Annotated in this window: 17 protein-coding genes; 6 read left to right on the top strand and 11 right to left on the bottom strand. The window is 62.2% G+C overall.

The window, feature by feature from the left end; genetic code table 11:
• Positions 1-156: 156 nt before the first annotated feature.
• Positions 157-2,394 (top strand): hypothetical protein, encoded by a 2,238-nt coding sequence (locus tag RPE78_RS00375; protein ID WP_406720924.1) that lies wholly within the window; start codon positions 157-159, stop codon positions 2,392-2,394.
• Positions 2,395-2,847: 453 nt separating this feature from the next.
• Here RPE78_RS00375 and RPE78_RS00370 read toward each other — a convergent pair whose 3' ends face one another.
• The 10 genes from RPE78_RS00370 to cobA form a co-directional block, all read right to left on the bottom strand.
• Positions 2,848-3,642 (bottom strand): methyltransferase domain-containing protein, encoded by a 795-nt coding sequence (locus RPE78_RS00370; protein ID WP_406720923.1) that lies wholly within the window; start codon positions 3,640-3,642, stop codon positions 2,848-2,850.
• Between the two features lie 147 nt (positions 3,643-3,789).
• Positions 3,790-4,392 carry a L,D-transpeptidase gene (locus tag RPE78_RS00365; RefSeq protein ID WP_339107543.1) on the bottom strand — a complete coding sequence of 201 codons (603 nt, stop codon included), beginning with the start codon at positions 4,390-4,392 and terminating at the stop codon, positions 3,790-3,792.
• Positions 4,393-4,604: 212 nt separating this feature from the next.
• Positions 4,605-5,144 carry a translation initiation factor IF-3 gene (gene infC / locus RPE78_RS00360; protein ID WP_406721666.1) on the bottom strand — a complete coding sequence of 180 codons (540 nt, stop codon included), beginning with the start codon at positions 5,142-5,144 and terminating at the stop codon, positions 4,605-4,607.
• 194 nt (positions 5,145-5,338) lie between these two features.
• Positions 5,339-5,998, bottom strand: a complete 660-nt coding sequence (locus RPE78_RS00355) for an SDR family oxidoreductase (RefSeq protein WP_339107541.1) — start codon at positions 5,996-5,998, stop codon at positions 5,339-5,341.
• Between the two features lie 256 nt (positions 5,999-6,254).
• Positions 6,255-7,085, bottom strand: a complete 831-nt coding sequence (locus RPE78_RS00350) for a ferredoxin--NADP reductase (protein WP_339107540.1) — start codon at positions 7,083-7,085, stop codon at positions 6,255-6,257.
• Positions 7,086-7,236: 151 nt separating this feature from the next.
• Positions 7,237-7,608 (bottom strand): DUF934 domain-containing protein, encoded by a 372-nt coding sequence (locus tag RPE78_RS00345; protein ID WP_406720922.1) that lies wholly within the window; start codon positions 7,606-7,608, stop codon positions 7,237-7,239.
• Complete coding sequence (locus tag RPE78_RS00340; RefSeq protein WP_406720921.1) at positions 7,605-8,405, bottom strand: phosphoadenylyl-sulfate reductase; 801 nt, start codon at positions 8,403-8,405, stop codon at positions 7,605-7,607. Before RPE78_RS00340 ends, RPE78_RS00345 begins: the two co-directional genes overlap by 4 nt.
• Complete coding sequence (locus tag RPE78_RS00335) at positions 8,374-10,041, bottom strand: nitrite/sulfite reductase (RefSeq protein ID WP_406720920.1); 1,668 nt, start codon at positions 10,039-10,041, stop codon at positions 8,374-8,376. Before RPE78_RS00335 ends, RPE78_RS00340 begins: the two co-directional genes overlap by 32 nt.
• Before the next feature lie 12 nt (positions 10,042-10,053).
• Positions 10,054-10,362, bottom strand: coding sequence for a DUF2849 domain-containing protein (locus tag RPE78_RS00330; RefSeq protein WP_339107536.1), 309 nt, complete (start codon positions 10,360-10,362; stop codon positions 10,054-10,056).
• Positions 10,362-11,180, bottom strand: a complete 819-nt coding sequence (gene cobA, locus RPE78_RS00325) for a uroporphyrinogen-III C-methyltransferase (RefSeq protein WP_406720919.1) — start codon at positions 11,178-11,180, stop codon at positions 10,362-10,364. Before cobA ends, RPE78_RS00330 begins: the two co-directional genes overlap by 1 nt.
• 132 nt (positions 11,181-11,312) lie before the next feature.
• Here cobA and RPE78_RS00320 point away from each other — a divergent pair, with 132 nt between their 5' ends.
• The gene (locus RPE78_RS00320; RefSeq protein WP_339107534.1) at positions 11,313-11,774 is read left to right on the top strand and encodes an Lrp/AsnC family transcriptional regulator; all 462 of its coding nucleotides are present in this window, start codon (positions 11,313-11,315) and stop codon (positions 11,772-11,774) included.
• 96 nt (positions 11,775-11,870) lie between these two features.
• On the opposite strand, the gene RPE78_RS00315 is transcribed toward RPE78_RS00320, so the two are convergent.
• Positions 11,871-13,145, bottom strand: coding sequence for a cytochrome P450 (locus RPE78_RS00315; RefSeq protein ID WP_406720918.1), 1,275 nt, complete (start codon positions 13,143-13,145; stop codon positions 11,871-11,873).
• A gap of 26 nt (positions 13,146-13,171) precedes the next feature.
• Between RPE78_RS00315 and RPE78_RS00310 the strand changes: the two genes are divergently transcribed.
• From RPE78_RS00310 to RPE78_RS00295, 4 genes are all read left to right on the top strand, one after another.
• Complete coding sequence (locus tag RPE78_RS00310) at positions 13,172-14,980, top strand: sensor histidine kinase (RefSeq protein ID WP_406720917.1); 1,809 nt, start codon at positions 13,172-13,174, stop codon at positions 14,978-14,980.
• The gene (locus RPE78_RS00305) at positions 14,964-16,199 is read left to right on the top strand and encodes a sigma-54-dependent transcriptional regulator (protein WP_406720916.1); all 1,236 of its coding nucleotides are present in this window, start codon (positions 14,964-14,966) and stop codon (positions 16,197-16,199) included. Before RPE78_RS00310 ends, RPE78_RS00305 begins: the two co-directional genes overlap by 17 nt.
• 225 nt (positions 16,200-16,424) lie before the next feature.
• Positions 16,425-17,438, top strand: a complete 1,014-nt coding sequence (locus tag RPE78_RS00300) for a TRAP transporter substrate-binding protein (protein ID WP_339107530.1) — start codon at positions 16,425-16,427, stop codon at positions 17,436-17,438.
• Between the two features lie 124 nt (positions 17,439-17,562).
• Positions 17,563-18,258, top strand: a complete 696-nt coding sequence (locus tag RPE78_RS00295) for a TRAP transporter small permease (protein ID WP_406720915.1) — start codon at positions 17,563-17,565, stop codon at positions 18,256-18,258.
• Position 18,259 lies beyond the last annotated feature (1 nt).

The following is an 18,259-nucleotide window of genomic DNA, read 5'->3' as shown; positions in this document are numbered from 1 at the left end:
AGGAAATTTTTTACGTTCTGACGGGGCGTTGGGGCAGAAATGCCTTGGAAATGTCGCACGTGCTTCGCATGATGACCGCATTTACCAAGGCAGCTGCCTTTGCGTTAATATGCATTAACAAGACCGGCATCCGGTGGCCAGGAAAGTGTAGGAAAGATGAGCAAAGACTATCAGGTTGCGGCGCTTTGGATCGGCGGCAAGATGAGCTTTCTGGAGGTGCTGTGCCTGAAAAGCTTTGTCGATGCGGGCCAGCATATCACGCTGTATTCCTACGAGCCGATCCCCAATGTCCCCGAAGGGGTGGCGATTGCCGATGCCAACGAGATCCTCTCGGCGGACCAGTTCCTGCGTCATGGCCGCACCAATTCGCCCGCGCTGCATTCGGACCGCTTCCGCTATCACCTGCTGGCCAAGCATGACCATATGATCTGGGCCGATACCGATGCCTATTGCGTCAAACCCTTCACCACCCCCACGGGGCATTTCTTTGCGTGGGAAAGCAAGGAAGGGGTGAATGGCGGCGTGCTGGGGCTGCCGCAGGACAGCGAGGCGCTGGGGCGGCTGATCGAGTTCACCAATGACGAATATGCCATCCCCACATGGTATGGCGATGACTACACCCGCGAGCTGGAAGCGGCCCGCGACCGTGGCGAGCCGGTCCATGCCGGTGACCAGCCTTGGGGCGTCTGGGGCCCGCATGGCCTGACCCATTTCCTGAAGGAAACGGGCGAGATCAAATATGCGATGCCGCAAGAGGCGCTTTATCCCATCGATTACAAATGGCGCGCCAAGATGACCCAGCCGGGCTATGACTGGCAAAAGCATATCACCGAGAAAACCTATTCGATCCATTTCTATGGCCGCCGTTTGCGGGCGCGGATCAATGACAAACATGGCGGCATCCCGAAGCCGCGCAGCTGTGTCGGCATGCTGATGACCAAACATGGCGTGCTGCCCGACGGGTCGATCCTGACAGCGGCGGCCCCCGCGCCGGTTCCGGCCCCCGAAGGCGCCAGCGGTGCGGCAGCAGAGGCGCTGCTTGCGAAAACCGGACTGACGCGCGTGGAACGGATTGCCGATCTGGGGGCCACCGCCCCCGATCTGCTGCAGGCCGCCCAGAGCCGTTTCGATTGCGATATCGACCTGATCGACCTTGCCCCCGATGGAAGCTGGCCCGCTCTGGCGACGCCCCATGCGCAGGGGGTGAAGGCGCAGCTGGTGGCCGGCGGTATTGATGGCGCGCGCATCCGTATCGTGACCCAAGCGGCAGAGGTGAAGCCCGCCGATCTGGTGCTTTCGCTGGCAAGCTTTGGCGATGTGGCGAAAGTCAAGCATCTGGAGCCGCTGATGGGGCGCCTGTTCCATGCCGATAGCCGGATGCTGATGGATATCCGCGCCGGTAGCGGGGCCTTTCCTTTCCTCAAGCCCTATGGCGAGAACGAGGTTCTTGAAGATCTGGCGGGAAGGGGAAATGGCAAGATCAGCCGGGTGCTCTTCAGCCCTTTTGCCCCTAAGGCCGAAAGCGATCCGGCCTGGGCAAAGATCGCGCGCGAACTGGCAGGCCCCGAGGGGTTCTATACCGATAACGGCCAGCATAGCTTTCTCTACGTGCCGCGCGGGCGCACCCTTGTGGTGACCTTCGACAATCTTGATATCGCGATGGGCAAGCGCGAGGACCGCCGCCCTTGGGGCTATAGTTTTATCGAGAAACAGGGCTGGTCGATGCTGGGGGCTATGGCGGGCGGCTGGACATGGTATCGCGACCCTTGGGTGATGGCCGAATTCGACCGGCTGGCCGCCGAGGGGTTCTTTGCCCAATTCGACCGCGTGGTGTTTTACGGTGCTTCGATGGGCGGCTATGCTGCCTGTGTCTTTGCGGCGGCCTGTCCGGGGGCGGATGTGGTGGCGATCTCGCCGCAATCGACGCTGGATAAGACCGTGGTGCCGTGGGAGACGCGCTATAAAACCGTTTGGGGGCAGGATTTTTCCGGCAAATATGGCGATGCGGCGCAGGCGAGCCTGACGGCAAACCGTGTGAGTATCCTCTATGACCCCTATGAGCCGCTGGATGCGGGCCATGTGGCGCGCTTCACCGGCGAGAATGTGGTGAAGCTGCGCGCGCCGCTGATGGGGCACAGGCTGGGGTCGTCACTCAGCCAGATGGGGATCTTGCAGCCGATCATCCTCAAGGCGCTGGAGGGGCAACTCAGCCCCAATGACTTCCATATGGCGCTGCGGGCGCGACGGAATTTCCCGCGCTACCAGAAGGAGCTTTTCAACCGCTGCGTGGCCAAGGGCCATCTCTCGCTGGCGCGACGGCTGGGCGCGTGGGTTCTCAAACGTAATGATAACGCGGCGGTGAGGAAAGCCCTGCGCGATCTCCCGAAAACCTGATTTGAGTTTTCGCGCCCCGCGTGCAGATTGATATGTGTCAAAGTCCTCCGTCTCCTGTGGGACTAGACAAAGGTCAGGTGGATCTATCTCCCTCTAGCCGGTTTCCGGCAAGATCCACCCATTGCGGGTCAACGGGCATTCTCCCTTGCCCGATCCGAAGAAAGCGCCGCGGGTCTCCCTCCTGCGGCGCTTTAAATTTTCGTGGCGCTTCAAATTTCGGACGCGGTGGTGGTTGTGCGGCGTGTCTGTGGTCCGAGGGACTATGGTCGGCGGCGGTGCTCCTGCTTTGCGGCACAAGGTTTGCGGCACAAGGTTTGCGGCAAAAGGGCGGCTCTTGCTCGGGCGGCAGTCAAAGGCCGGTCGCGCATCGCTCGGCGGCGTGCCCCGTCTGGCCGCGCGCCGGTCTTGCAGCAGGCCCGCTTTACAACATACCTGTCGGGGCGGGAGCGCCGCTTATTCGGTGCCCATGCTTGCGCCTGTGCCCGTATCTGCATCGGGGGCAGGCTGCGCGTCATCCCATTTGCGCATGTAGTCGGTCTGGTAGACGCTGCCATCGCCCAGCGATCCTTCCAGCGGCTTGCGCACCACATAGAGCAGCATGACCGGCGAATTCAGCGGAAGCTGGCGGCTCAGGCGCGGGCGCTTGCCGGTGTCATTGGGGTTGGTGGTGGTGGCAAAGGCATTGGCGAAATTGGGCAGCATCGGCTGCAATTTCAGATCAAGCACCTCATAGCCCAATGTCCTCTGCCAAAAGCCGAACACCATTTCCGGCGTGATCTGGTAGAAGCCGTGGTTGATCCAGCCATTGCAGGGAGAATGCCCGATCAGCGTGCCGCCCGGGCGCAGCATGGCATTGAGATTGCGGAACGCGGTCGGCAGATCGAAGATATGCTCGCAGGTGCCGCCATCATAGACCACGTCGAAATGGTGGTGCAGCGCCTCGGGCAGGGGTTTGCTGAGATCCTGCACCAGCGAGGCCCCTTCGAAATCCGACATATCCATCGAGTCAACGGTATCGAAGCCGAGCTTGCGGATGAAATGCTCGGAATAGATCGATTGCGGGTCTTTCAGATCGGCTTCGCTCAGGCCGGGAAGATATCTGGCAATCGTGTCGGTCAATAGCTGGGCCGAAGCCCCCTTGCGCGAGCCGATCCATCGCTGGCGACCGAGCATCACGAAATTGCCGGAAAGGCGATGGGTCTTCACTGTCTCGATCAAACGGGCGCAAAGCGTGTCGGGAAGGGCCATAATGAACCTTTCAGCTAAATCTATCCTCTTGAAGTTCCTTGTGTTCGCATATCCGGCCCTAACTCTTGGTTAATGCCCCCCCCCTGCGCCAATAAAAAAGCGCCCCCGTCTGGGGGGCGCTGGTAGAACCGGCAGGCTATGGTGGGATCAGAGGATCTTGACCTGCGATCCCACGGGGCACAGCTCGAAGAGTTGCTCGACCTGTTCGTTATAAAGCCCGATACAGCCCGACGAGCTGCGACGCCCGATCTTGCGGGTGTCATGGGTGCCGTGGATGATATAGGCGGGCCAGCTGAGATACATCGCGCGGGTGCCCAAGGGGTTGTCGGGACCGGGCGGCATGTAATGCAGCGAGGGATCCTTTTCGAGCATCGATTTGGTCGGCGTCCAGTCGGGGCCGACTTTCTTGCGCACGATCTCGGTATAGCCGCGCTTGGTCAGCGCATCGGTCATCGGCACGGAGGTCGGATAGAGGCGGTAATCGGCACCGTCGACGGCCCAGTAGTGCAGGGCTTTCGAATGGGTGTCGGCGATCAGCGTCACGCGATCGAGCCGGTCGAAATGGTCCTGCCAATGGATCTCGCGGAACGCCGAGATATTGTGGCGCGACGGCGCGGCCACGATGGCCGGTTGCTGCGCCATAGGAATGTCTTGCGTCGCGGCACGTGCAATCGCGGGGGCGCAAAGCGCCGCACCACCCAAAAGCAGGGCGCTGCGCCGCGAAAGGTGACCGGAACGGTCTTGAGACATGGTGTGAACTCCCGTTCAGAATTCTGAATATGAGCAAAGTCGCATGAAAGACCCCGCTCGCTCAACTCACGCCTGCTCACGCAGATGCGATCTTCGCAGAGGTGATGTAAATGCAACTCCTACATCTACCTTCCACGAAAAACCCTCCCCGAAACACGAGGAGGGCAACCCTGCTGGCTATGGCCAATGCACAGCCTTGATCGTGTCGGACCTTATTTCGGCCCGATCATCATCACCATCTGGCGGCCTTCCAGCTTGGGCATGTTCTCGATCTTGCCCAGCTCGCCCACGTCATCCTTGACGCGGTTCAGAAGTTCGAGACCCAGATTCTGGTGTGCCATCTCCCGACCGCGGAACCGCAGGGTGACTTTCACCTTGTCGCCGCCTTCAAGGAATTTCTTCACCGAGCGCAGCTTGACCTCGTAGTCATGGACATCGGTCCCCGGACGGAACTTGACCTCTTTGACCTCGATGATCTTCTGCTTCTTGCGGGCTTCGGCTTCGCGTTTCTGCTGTTCGTATTTGAACTTGCCGAAATCCATGATCTTGCAGACCGGAGGTTTGGCATTGGGGGAGATCTCGACGAGGTCAAGCCCGGCTTCCTCGGCCATAGCAAGCGCCTTCGACGGGGTCACTACACCAACATTTTCACCTTCCGCGCCGATCAGACGAATTTCAGGGGCGCGGATCCGTCCGTTCACGCGAGGACCAGTGTCGCGGGTCGGCGGGGCATTATGGGGTCTGCGGGCTATGGCGTTAATCCTTCTGTAGCCTAAAATCAGTTGGCGCATAAAATAGGACCGCGCGCGACCGGTTTCAACCGCAAACGCACCCGCCGGTCCAAGAAACCCCAGATTCTGCCAAGGCGGGAAGCCGGATCGGGGGATTGGCGGCGGACCGGGGCGCATCCTGTGACGGATGCGCTTTTTCTGGGCGGTCCCTGTGCCTAGGCGCTGCGGCGCAGGGCCTGCAGGGCCTCAAGGGGGGGAGACTCACCATCGGTCAGCTCGATCAGCTCATGGCGGATGTCGGGCATATCGACCAATGTAGCCAGTGCGCGGGCGACATTGCCGCGTTTGACGGTGCCATAGGGCAGGGCCAGTCCTGCCGCGATCCTGCCGTCCTCGTCTTCCGTCACCAGCGTGCCGGGGCGCAGGATGACCCAAGACAGCGCGCTGCGCACCACGGCGGCATCGGCCTCTTTCTTGACGCGCATGTAATGTTCGAAATTCGGGTTCGGCTCTTTCCACCGCCCTGCTTCGGGAAAGGCGGAGACAAGGTAGAACCGGTCCACCCCCGCACGTCCCATTGCGGCCATCACCTCGCGCGGGCCCTCGCCATCGATACGCGAGGTGCGATCCAGCCCCGATCCTGCCGCCCCCGCCGAGAAGATGACGATGTCATGGCCCTCGATCATCGGGGTCAGATCCTGTGCGGTAAGCTCCATCATATCGCCCAAAACGGGGCTGGCCCCCTGGGCGGTCAGTTTTGCGGCCTGTTCGGGGGTGCGATGCAGGGCCGTGACCTCGTGTCCGGCCGCGATCAGCATGGGCAGAAGGCGCGCCCCAATACCGCCCGTCGCACCGATGAGAAAAATATGTGCCATTGGGAAATCCTTTCTGGTTTTTCACATCTAGGGCGCGCGGGGCGGATCGTCACCCGCTCTTGCGTTTTGCAGGCCCCTAGGGGTCTATGCGCCATATAGCCGCCGGGACCGGCTCTTTTTACGCGCAGACCGCCCCTTTCGTGCCGGGGGCTCCAAGATCGCGCCCTATGGTGTCGAGATGTAGGGGGCGGGACGACGATGGGAAATGAAAAAGGCCCCCCGCAGCGCGGAGGGCCCTGAAAGACCGTCAGCGGGATCAGACGCCTTCGCCGACGAAGGCTTTCTCGACCACATATTCACGCGGCTCGGAATTGGCACCTTCGCGCAGGCCGAAGCTTTCGAGCACCTCCATTACGTCCTTGTTGAACGCCAGAGACCCGCAGACCATCGCACGGTCGGTTTCGGGGTTCATCGGCGCAAGGCCCAGATCCTCAAAGACCTTGCCCGACTTCAGGTTGTCGGTGATGCGGCCCATATGGTGGAATTCCTCGCGGGTCGCGGTCGGGTAGTATTTCAGCTTGCCCTCGACCATCTCGCCGATCAGCTCGTCATTTTGCAGACCCTCGACCAGCTGCTTGCCGTATTCCAGCTCTTCAACCGTGCGGCAGGTGTGCATCATGATGACCTCGTCGAATTTCTCGTAGGTCTCGGGGTCGCGCATCAGGGACGCAAAAGGCGCAAGGCCGGTGCCGGTGGCCAGAAACCACACGCGCTTGCCCGGAAGCAGCGCATCATGGACCAGCGTGCCCACGGGCTTGGGGCGCAGAATGATCTCGTCGCCTTCCTTGATGTGCTGCAGACGCGAGGTCAGCGGGCCATCCGGAACCTTGATCGAGTAGAATTCCAGCTCTTCGTCCCAATTCGGCGAGGCAATGGAATAGGCGCGCAGCAGGGGCTTTTCCTTGCCGGTCTTCTCGTCGGTCTGCATCAGGCCGATCATCACGAATTCCCCCGAGCGGAAGCGCAAAGATTGCGGGCGCGTCACGCGGAAGGAGAACAGGCTGTCGGTCCAATGTTTGACCGAGGTCACGGTCTGCGCATCGGGAAGGGTTTTGACGGGCGGGGTTTTGGTTGCAGATTCGGTCATGGCGGTCTCGTGTTTGGTCCGGAGGGCATCAGATGGGCGTCCGGAAAGAACATATCGAACGGGTATGGCGAAAGGCTGAACCCGAAAAAGATGGCGTTAGCGTGCTGGGGCCTGCCATAGCGCAGAGCTGCGCCTATGGCAAAGCCTGATCTTAGCCCATCAGACGACGGCGGTAGGAATGCTCCTGCCAGTCGGCGCGGAACACCCATTGATCCTGCGGCTGGCGGGTGGCCAGCTCATCCGAGATCTCGACTTCGTCAAAACCGGAGCGGCGCGCCATGGCATATTGGTCGGCAATCACATGGCCACGGGCGCGCAGACGCCCCGCAAAGCCCAGATCGCGCAACCGGCGGCCAAGGGTAAAGCCGCGCCCATCTGCAAAGGACGGGAACTCGCAGATCACCAGCTCGGCCCCTTGGGTCAGGGCCGCAAGCTGCGCCGGATCGGTATCGGAGGGCAGAACCACCGGCGCGCCCGTGAAATCATCGGCATGAAAGCCGTCATCGCGTACAATCTTGCTCATGCGACGGTTTCTCCTTTGGAGGTTTCGTCAATTACCTTGCCATCGGGGCCCACTCGTACGGCCTTGCCGCCGATGAAATGGATCCCGCATTCGGTTTTGGATTGCCCGCGCCAGCGGCCGGCGCGGGGGTCTTCGCCCGGTTTCACGGGGCTGGTGCAGGGGGCGCAGCCGATGCTGGGGTAGCCCTTGGCCACCAGCGGATGCTTCGGCAGGCGGTTCTGGATCATATATTCCTGCAGATCCTCGCGCGTCCAATGCGCCAGCGGGTTGATCTTCATGCGGGTGGGGGTCTCTACCTCGAAGAAGTCGATCGCCGCACGGGTCCCCGACTGGTAGCGCTTGCGCCCCGTGATCCACGCATCGAACTTGCTGAGCGCGCGTTCCAGCGGCACCGTTTTGCGTAAGGTGCAGCAGGCATCGGTGTTGAACTGGTGCAACGTGCCATCGGGGTCCTCGAAATCGAGGTCCTTCTGGTCGGCGGTGATCACCTGCACACCGGTCAGATCCAGCTTCTCGGCCACCTCTTTCTGGTAGTCGAGCGTTTCCTGAAACAGCATATGCGTATCGATGAACAGCACAGGCGTCGCCGGACGGATCAGCGACACCATATGCAACAGCACCACCGATTCCGCCCCGAAAGACGAGACCATCGCCACATCGCCCGTGTCATGGTCATCCAGCGCCTTCTCCATCACGGTGATGGCGGCATGGTGCTTGTAGCGGCTGTTCAGCCCTGCGACGCGGTCCTCGATCGAGGCCCAGCCGTCACGCGGCATTCTTTTTGGCTGCGTCTCCATACAGCGCCTCCTTGAAAGGTTCGGCACCAAGGCGCCGATAGGCCGCGAGGAAGGTCTCGTCCGTGGAGTTGCGTTTCTCCAGATAGGTCTTCAACAGACGCTCGACCGCAGGCACTACCTCGTCATAGGCGAAACCGGGGCCGGTACGCTCGCCGATGGCGGCGTTTTCGGTGGCATCGCCGCCCAGCGTGATCTGGTAGTTCTCGACGCCCGCACGGTCGAGCCCGAGGATGCCGATATGGCCCACATGGTGGTGACCGCAGGCGTTGATGCAGCCCGAGATCTTGATCTTCATCAGACCGATCTCGTCTTCCAGATCCAGCTCCTTGACGCGCAGCGCGATCTGCTCGGCCACGGGGATCGAGCGGGCGGTCGCAAGCGCACAGTAATCCATGCCGGGGCAGGCAATGATATCCGAGGTCAGCCCCGCATTGGCCGTGGCCAGACCCGCCTTGGCAAGCGCGGTAAACAGCGCCGGAATATCGCCCTTGGCGACATGCGGCAGGATCACATTCTGCTCGTGGCTGATGCGCAGCTCGCCATAGCCATATTGATCGGCCAGATCCGCCATCAGGCGCATCTGGTCGCCCGTCGCATCGCCCGGCGTCTTGCCGTGCTCCTTGAGCGAGATCACCACCGAGAGATGGTTCTCGACCTTATGGGCATTGGTATTGCGGTTGACCCAACGCGCCAGCGCCGGATCAACCGCCACAGCCGCCTCCAGTGAGGAAGGGTCGGTGTTCTTGAAGGCGGGCGGGGCGAACTGGCGTTCGAGATCGGCCAGAACCTCCTGGTCATAGCCCGAGAATTTCGCGCGGATCTTGGCGAATTCTTCATTGACCAGTTCGCGCATCTTCTCGATCCCGTTCTCGAAAACGGTGATCTTGATACGGGCCTTATATTTATTGTCGCGGCGACCGATGATGTTCCAGGTGGAGACAACCGCCTCGAGATAGGGCAGCAGATCGGCCTTGGGGATGAAATCGGTGATCACCTGACCGATCATCGGCGTACGGCCCAAACCGCCGCCCACAAGAATACGGTAGCCCTGTTGGCCGTCCTGTTCGACCAGCTCCACCGCCAGGTCATGCACCTTCAGCGCCGCGCGGTCATGGGTCGAGGCGCCAACGGCGATCTTGAACTTGCGCGGCATGAACTGGAACTCGGGGTGGTCGGTCGACCACTGGCGGATCAGCTCGGCCGTGGGACGCGGGTCTGCGATCTCGTCGGTGGCGGCACCGGCGAAATGGTCCACGGTGGTGTTGCGGATCGTATTTCCGCTCGTCTGGATCGCATGCATCTGCACATCGGCCAGCGCATCAAGGATATCGGGGATATCCTTCAGCTTGGGCCAGTTGAACTGGATGTTCTGGCGGGTGGTGAAATGGCCATAGCCCTTGTCGAATTTATCGGCAATCATGCCCAGCTGGCGCATCTGGTCCGCGCGCAGCGTGCCATAGGGGATCGCAATCCGCAGCATATAGGCATGCAGCTGCAGGTAGACGCCATTCATCAGGCGCAGCGGCTTGAATTCATCCTCGGTCAGCGAGCCGTCGATGCGGCGCGCCACCTGAGCACGGAACTGCTTGCAACGCTCGCGCACGAAAGCTTCGTCGAAATCGGAATAGGTATACATCGCGCGCTCCTGTTACTGGCTGGCTGTTTCGGCTTGCTTGCCGTGGAAGTAGTTCGACGGACCGCGGGTCCGGAAGGCTTCGCGGAAATGGGTGGGCTCGGGGCCGTTCTCCCCCATCTTCGCATCGGCCAGATAGGGGCCGACGGCGATCTCCGGCTGGCCTTGGGCCACCAGCATCCGCATTTCGGCGATGGTCTCGTCCTCGATGAATTCGGCCTGCGCATGGTCGCGCACCCAAGACCCGTCGGCGGCGAGATAGATCACATCGCCTTCCATCAGATCATTGGCGGTCAGGACTTTCGGCGTGAATTTACGTGCCATCAGAATGCCTCCTCACGGGCTTGCTCTCGGGCGTGATGATCTGGCTGGTGAAGATCGGTAAGGGTGTGGGTCTTTGTCGAAAGACGGGGCGCGAGGCCCAGAAGGATAATGGCGGGCCCCACACAACACCCGGCCACCTCGGGCAGGGTTGCAAGGGTCGCGGCCCAGATTTTCTGTTCGGTCTGGGCGACATTCTCGACCAGTGTCACGGGCGTTCGGGCCGAGGCCCCGTGCATCATCAGGCGGCCCTGAATGAATCGGGCGGCTTTCTTGCCCATATAGATGGCTGCGACCGCGCCGGGAAGGGCCAGACGCGCCCAATCGGAATCCGTATAGCCTTTGGTGTCATGGCCGGTCAGGAAGTTCAGCTCGGAATTGCGGCCCCGCTCTGTCAGGCTCTGGCCGATCGCCGCCGTCGCGGCAGAGGCCGAGGTGATGCCGGGCAGAACCCTGAAGCCGATGCCGGCCAGTTCGAGCGCGGTGATTTCCTCGTTCATACGGCCAAAAATCGACGGATCGCCGGATTTCAGCCGCAGGACCCTGCGTCCCTGAAGGGCAAACCCCAGCAGCAGGCTGGTGATATCGGTCTGATCCATACTGGGGCCGAAGCCGCGTTTGCCGGTCTCGATCCGCGTGGCCTGCGGGCCGATCAGCGCCAGCACCTCCGGCCCGACCAGCGCATCATGCAAGACAACATCCGCCTCGGCCAGTGCCCGCGCCACCGCCAGCGTCACATGCTCGGCAGACCCCGGACCCGCACCGGCAAAGGTGACAAGGGGGGGGATCTGGGCGTTTGACGGGCTGTGAGACATTTGCATAGACCTCTGGCTTTCAGGCTGTAATATAGGAAATTATTCCCCTGTGGCGCTATGGGGTCTTGCGAATAAGGATGTATGTTCGTAAGCCAAATAAACTTGGAACGTATGTTCCGTTCACCGGAGGTTGGGCGAATGTCAGTCCGTATTGACGACATGGATCGGAAAATTCTTTCTCAGCTCCAGCTGGATGCGAGCCAATCGCTGGATGATATCGCGCGCAAGGTCGGCTCGTCGAAGACGCCCGTGTGGAATCGTATCCGCAAGATGCGCGAGGCGGGGATCATCGGCCAGCAGACTGCCATTCTGGACCCCGAAGCCCTTGGTTTCGATGCCTGTTTCTTCGTATTGATCCGCACCTCGGAACACGAGGCCGACTGGCAGCAGAAGTTTCTGGCCGCCCTGCGGGCGCGCCCCGAGGTGATGGAGGCCCACCGGCTGGCGGGCGATATCGACTATATCCTGAAGGTGCGCGTGCAGAACGCCCGTGCCTATGACGCCTTCTATCAGGCGCTGATCTCCGAGGTGAAGGTGCATAATGTCACCGCCCTCCTGTCGATGGAAGAGATCAAGAATACCACCATGCTGCCTTTGTAATCAGGGGGCCGTTACATATGTGCCGGCCCGCGGGGAGGTTTCTTGCGCCGGATTTTTTCCTGCGGCAAAGCGATCCCGCATTTGCCGGTTCTGGCGCTAGTAATGCACCTTCAGCGTATTCAGCCCGTGGAAGGGATAGAGGTCGGCATAGGCAGGCGGCTCGGTCAGCGTCAGGCGCGGCAGACGTTGGATCAGCACTTTCAGCGCAATCTGCATCTCCATCCGTGCCAAGGGGGCTCCCAGACAGAAATGGGCGCCCGCACCGAAGGCATGATGCGGCTTGCCCGGACGCTGTGGGTCGAAGCGGTCGGGGTCATACCAGATGGCGGGATCGCGATTGGCCCCTGCCAGCAAAAGCCCGATCCGCTCCCCGCGGGCAAAGACCTGCGTGCCGATTTCCATATCCTCTTTCACCCAGCGCAGGAACAGATGCAGCGGCGGGTCGAAGCGCAGGGCCTCTTCCACAAGCGCGGCAAGGGCGGGCGCGTTGTCTGCGGCCTCCTGTGCGGCGGCCCAAAGCTGGGGCTGGCGCAAAAGCTGTGCCAGCGCATTGCCCAGCGAGTGCACCGTCGCCTCGTGTCCGGCATTCAGCAGCAGGATCGCGGTCGACAGGATTTCGGCCTCGCTCAGCCCGCGATCCTCATCGGTTTCCGTTGCCAGTAGCGCCGAAAGCAGGTCATCGGCGGGGCTGAGGCGGCGCTTGGCCATCTGCCCGCGCAGGAAGGCGCCAAATTCCAGACTGGCCGCGACGGCGGCGGTTTCGACCTCGGGGCTACGGCGCGCCTGATACATCCCCACCATCGCATGCGACCAGCGCAGCAGGTCGGGGGCGGTGGTGTCGTCCAGCCCCAGAAGGCGGGCGATGATGATGGCGGGCACATGCTGGGCATAATGGGGCAGCAGGTCGCACCCGCCTTCGGGCAGCGCGTCGATCAGCTGGTGGCACAGCGCCTCGATTTCGGGGGCCAGGGCCGCGATCCGCCGTGAGGTGAAGGCCCGTAGCACCTGCGCGCGCAATTTGGCATGGGGCGGGCCGTCAAGTTCCAGCATGCTATGCGCTTCGAGATCATAGAAAGGCGCAAGATGGGCGGCGGGCGTGGTGCCGAAACCGGCAGGGGCCGCGCGGCCCAGACGTCGGTCGCGCAAACAGCCACCGACCACGGTGGAATGCGCGGTGACCGGCAGGCCCCAATCCTCCCAGAAGACCACCCGTCCGGCCTGCCTGACACGGTCGTAAAACAGGTAGGGCGCCTGCACGAAGGCGGGATCGCGCGGCGATTGCTGGAGGCGGGGCAGGGAGCTGGGCGCTGTCATCGGGCCATTAAGCGCGGGCTTCGGGGAAATGGCAAGCCATGCAAACGGTTGACACATGCCCTTCTGCGCCGGATGACAGATTCATGCAAAACACAGTCGCGCCTTTTTTGTCGAAGAAACACCTGCGTCGGGGGGCAGGGCTGTTGCTGGCGGTGACGGCCCTGATCTGGGCATCCGTCTCGGTCTGGTATCACGCGGCGGATCGGGGCATGGCGCAGGCCCGCGCCCGTGGGCAGGCCGATCTGCGGCTGGCCTCCGACCGGCTGGTGGCCGCGCTGTCGCAATATCGCGAGGATGCGGTGCTGGCGGCGGATCATCCCTATGTGCGGGCCTTGGCGGCGGGGGACGGGGTCTGGTCGGCGCAGGAAGTGGCGCAGACCCTGCAACGGTTTGCCGATCTGGCGGGGGCCGAGCATCTGGTGCTTTTGCGTCCCGACGGGCGGGTGCTGGCCGCGCCCGAAGGCACCCCTGACCGTCTGCCGATGACGGAAGATGTCGCGCGGGCGGCGCAGGGGGCTTTGGGGCGGTTCCACGGCGTGGAGGGGCGCGGCACACATCGCATCTTCGCCTTTGCCGCACCGGTTTTTGCCACCCGCCCCGCGCGGGGGCGGCAGGTGGTGGGCATCGTCCGGCTGACGCTTGATGCCGAAACGGTCGAGGCGACGGGGCGGGGCGATCCGCTGCCGGTCTGGTTCAGCGATGATCAGGGGGTGGTGTTCACGGCCAACCGTGCGGGGCTGATTTTCCGGCGGGCGGCAGATGCGGGGCCCGCCGATCCGCGGATCTATCCTGCCGATGTGCCTTTCGTGACGGTGCCTGTCCGCGAGCGGGTGATTGCGGGGCAGCCCATTCTTTGCACCCCGCAATGCGCCTTGCCAGTGGTGCTGGATCTGCCGGTGATCGGGCTGACGGGGCATGCCGAGGTGCCGGTGGAGCCGATCCTGCATGAGGCGCGGGTGCAGATGTTTGTCGTGGCGCTGGCCATGCTGGCGATCGGGGCGCTGTTTGTCACGCTTTGGGCGCGCAGGCAGGCGCTGGCCGACCGTCTGGCCAGCGAGGCCGCGCTGAATGCCGCGCTGGAAAGCCGTGTGGCCCTGCGCACGACAGAGCTGCGCGAGGCCAATGCTGCGCTGCTGCGCACACAGGCCGAACTTGTTCAGGCCGGAAAACTGTCGGCCTTGGGCCAGATGTCGGCAGGGATCAGTCACGAGCTGAACCAGCCTTTGATGGCGATTGGCTCTTTTGCCGAGAATGCCGGTATTTTTCTGGCGCGCGGGCAACAGGATCGGGCGCGCGACAACCTGCGCCGCATCGGCGAGATGTCGGACCGGATGGGGCGCATCATCCGCAATCTGCGGGCCTTTGCCCGCCCCGAGACCGAGCCTGCCTCGCCCGTCGATATGGCGCGTGTGATCGAGACGGCGCTCGAGATTGCGGCGTCGCGGCTGGCGGGGGTGCCGCTGGACTGGGCGGGGCTTGATCAGCCGGTCTGGGTGATGGGGGGCGAGACGCGGCTGGCACAGGTGGTGGTCAATCTGCTGTCGAATGCCGTCGATGCCTGTGCGGGGCAGGACCGGCCGCAGATTCGCATGAGACTGTGCGCGCAAGGCGGTCTGGTCCGGCTGGAGGTGCAGGATAACGGGCCGGGCATTGCCGATCCCGAGCGGATGTTCGACCCGTTCTATTCCACCAAAGAGGTGGGGACGAATGAAGGAATGGGGTTGGGGCTGTCGATCTCTTACCGCATCGTGCAGAGTTTCGGGGGCACGCTTACAGGGACCAATCTGCCGGATCCGGCGCGGGGCGCGATGTTTGCGCTGACCCTGCGCCAGCCCGATACAGAGCCCGATACGGAGACCGATAGGGAGGACGGAAATGGGAACGGTCAATAAGGTGCTTCTGGTCGATGATGACCGTGCCGTACGCGAGGCCCTGTCTCAGACCATCGAACTGGCCGATCTGGAGCCGGTCGCGGCGGGCAGTTTTGTCGAGGCGAAAGACCATCTGACGCCAGAGTTCGCGGGGATCGTGGTCAGCGATATCCGCATGCCGGGGCGCGACGGGTTCTTCCTGCTGGAATATGTGCGCGGGCTCGACCCCGAATTGCCGGTGATCTTGCTGACGGGCGAGGGCGATGTGCCCTCGGCTGTGCGCGGTATGACGGGGGGGGCGTTCGACTTTCTGGAAAAGCCCTGTGCGCCGCGCGACCTGCTGGCGGTAGTCGAGAAGGCGATGAAAACCCGTGCCTTTGTCATGGAAAACCGCGCCTTGCACCGCGAGGCCCGCAAGGGCGATGCGGCCGCAAGGATGCTGGTGGGCCATTCCGAGGTGGCCGAACGCCTGCGCGACGCCTGCCGTCTGGCTGCGCGTTCGGGCGCGGAGGTGCTGGTGACGGGCGCGCCGGGGGCGGGAAATTCCAAGGCTGCCGAGGTGATCCACCTGCTCTCGGCTGCGGCACAGCGCCCCTTCGAGAAACGTTCGGCGGCGGGGCTTGCCCCCGAGACGCTGGAACAGGCCTTTGCCACAGCCGATGGCGGCACGCTCTATCTCGACGAGATCGCGGATCTGCCGCAGCCGGTGCAGTTCACATTGCTACAGCTTCTGGAAACCCAGCCCGCCACGCGGCTGATTGCGGGCACCTATCGCGACCTCGAGGCCGAACGCGATGCGGGGCGTTTCCACCCCGATCTCTACTGGAAGCTGGATGTGCTGCGGGTGCGGGTGCCCGCGCTGGCCGAGCGGCCCGAGGATATTCCGGTGCTGTTTCGCCATTATGTGCGACTGGCCTGCGAGAATTCGTCGCTGGCCATGCCCGATATCCCGCAGCTCTATCTGCAAGGGCTTGCCGCGCGCGATTGGCCGGGCAATGCCCGCGCGCTGATGTCGGAGGCGATGCGCTTTGCCATGGGGCTGAGCGGCACCGAGCAGGCCGAGGCCGAGCCGGGCCTGACCGAGCAGATGGCCCAACTGGAGCGCGGCATTCTGGTCAATGCGCTGGAGCGCCATCAGGGGCGGGCCTCGGATGCGGCCAAGGCCCTGAAACTGCCGCGCAAGACCTTCTATGACAAGCTCGCGCGCCACGGCCTCAAGCCCGAGGATTACCGGCTGTGACAGATCACGCGGATGTGCGGAATTTCGCACCACTCTGAAATGAGGCTGTGCGATTTGTCGCACAACTTCATGGGCATGCTTGGGGCTATTGGCCGCAAGTATTTGTATTTATGTGATTTATTATTTTATGCATATCTGTATTGCGAAGGATGCATGGCAATCTCCATTCTGTGTCTCATGGAGAGGGGCGCGACATCGCGCCATATGGATCTGGGAGGAGCCCCCATGAAAGTTACCAAAGCCGTCAAGGCCTTCGCGCTGGCATCGACTGCCATTATCGCCACCGCAGGTCTGGCCAATGCTGCCTGTGATGACGGCGAGATGGTCATCAAGTTCAGCCATGTGACCAATGCCGACAAACACCCCAAGGGGATCGCGGCGGCGGCCTTTGCCGAGCGCGTGAACACGGAAATGAACGGGAAGGTCTGTGTCGAGGTCTACCCGAACTCGACGCTGTATAACGACGATCAGGTGCTAGAGGCGATGCTGCAGGGCGATGTGCAGATGGCGGCACCCTCGCTCTCGAAATTCGAGACCTTCACCAAGGTGTTCCGCATTTTCGATCTGCCCTTCATGTTCAAGAATATGGATGCCGTGGAAGAGTTCCAGCAATCGCAAGCCGGTCAGGATATGCTGGCGTCGATGGAACGCCGCGGCCTGATGGGACTGGCCTTCTGGCATAACGGTCTGAAGCAGTTCTCGGCCAACAAGCCGCTTCTGCTGCCGAGCGATGCGAAGGGTCTGAAATTCCGTGTGCAGCCCTCGGACGTGCTGGTGGCACAGATGAAGGCGCTGGATGCCAGCCCGCAGCCGATGGCCTTCAAGGAAGTGTATGGCGCGCTGCAGACCGGCGTTGTGGACGGGCAGGAAAACACCTGGTCCAACATCTACGGCCAGAAGTTCTACGAAGTGCAGGATGGCACGACCGAAACCAACCACGGTCTGCTTGACTATATGGTTGTCGTCTCGACCGACTGGTGGGACAGCCTCGATGGCGATATCCGCGACCAGCTGGCCACCATCATGGCCGAAGTCTCGGCAGACCGCAATGCCGCCATCGCGCAGGTCGATGCCGATAACCGTCAGGCGGTCATCGATGCAGGGGCCGTGGTGCGCGAACTGACCGACGAGCAGCGTCAGGCATGGGTGGATGCGATGAAACCCGTCTGGGCGCAGTTCGAGGGCGATGTCGGCGCCGATAACATCGCGCTGGCGCAGGAAATCAACGCCAAGCACTAAGCTGGAACGGCCCGAGCGGCCATCACTCACGGGTTCCAGCGAAGGCTCCGCGCGCCATGTGCGGGGCCTTTCTCGGGCCATGCCCGATCACCCGATCATCACCAATTCAACAGGGGGCAGGGACATGTCTTCCCATGACACCACGCCAAAAGGCCCGTTTGGCGCCTTTATCGACGCGCTGGAAGAAAACGCGATCGCCTTTATTCTGGGCGCGATGACCTTGATCACTTTCGTCAATGTCGTGCTGCGCTATGTCTTCAACGCCTCGTTGATCTGGGGGCTTGAAGTGGTGCTGATCCTCTTTGCATGGCTGGTTATTCTGGGGGTGTCCTATGCCTTCAAGAAAACCGCGCATCTGGGGGTGGATGTGATCACCAATATGCTGCCTGCGCGCGGCAAACGCCTGATGGCGGTGGTCTCGGCGCTGTGCTGCCTGCTTTACGCGATTTTCCTGCTGAAAGGCGCGTGGGATTACTGGGCTCCTTATGCGGGCCTTGACCAGACCTCGGGCCATTGGTTTCCCACCGGCTTCGAGAAAACCCGTGACCGCGCGTGGTATGAAACCGATCAGGTGCCGATGCTGGAGATTTTCCGCTGGCTCGAGCCGCTGATCAATCAGGGCGAAGCCTATGACAAGCTGCCCCGCGTCATCCCCTATTTCATCCTTCCCTTCGGTGTGGCGCTGATCACCCTTCGCATCCTTCAAGCCCTGATCCGAGTGATCAAAGGCACCCAAGACAGCCTGATCGTCAGCCATGAAGCCGAAGACGACGTCGACCGCGTGGCACAGATGAACGCCACCGCTGCCGGTAAGGAGTAAC

It is taken from the genome of Thioclava litoralis (assembly GCF_045278885.1).
Taxonomy (GTDB): Bacteria; Pseudomonadota; Alphaproteobacteria; order Rhodobacterales; family Rhodobacteraceae; genus Thioclava; species Thioclava litoralis.
The sequence above is the reverse complement of the archived record's forward strand: the minus strand, read 5'-3'. Positions and strand labels throughout refer to the sequence as shown.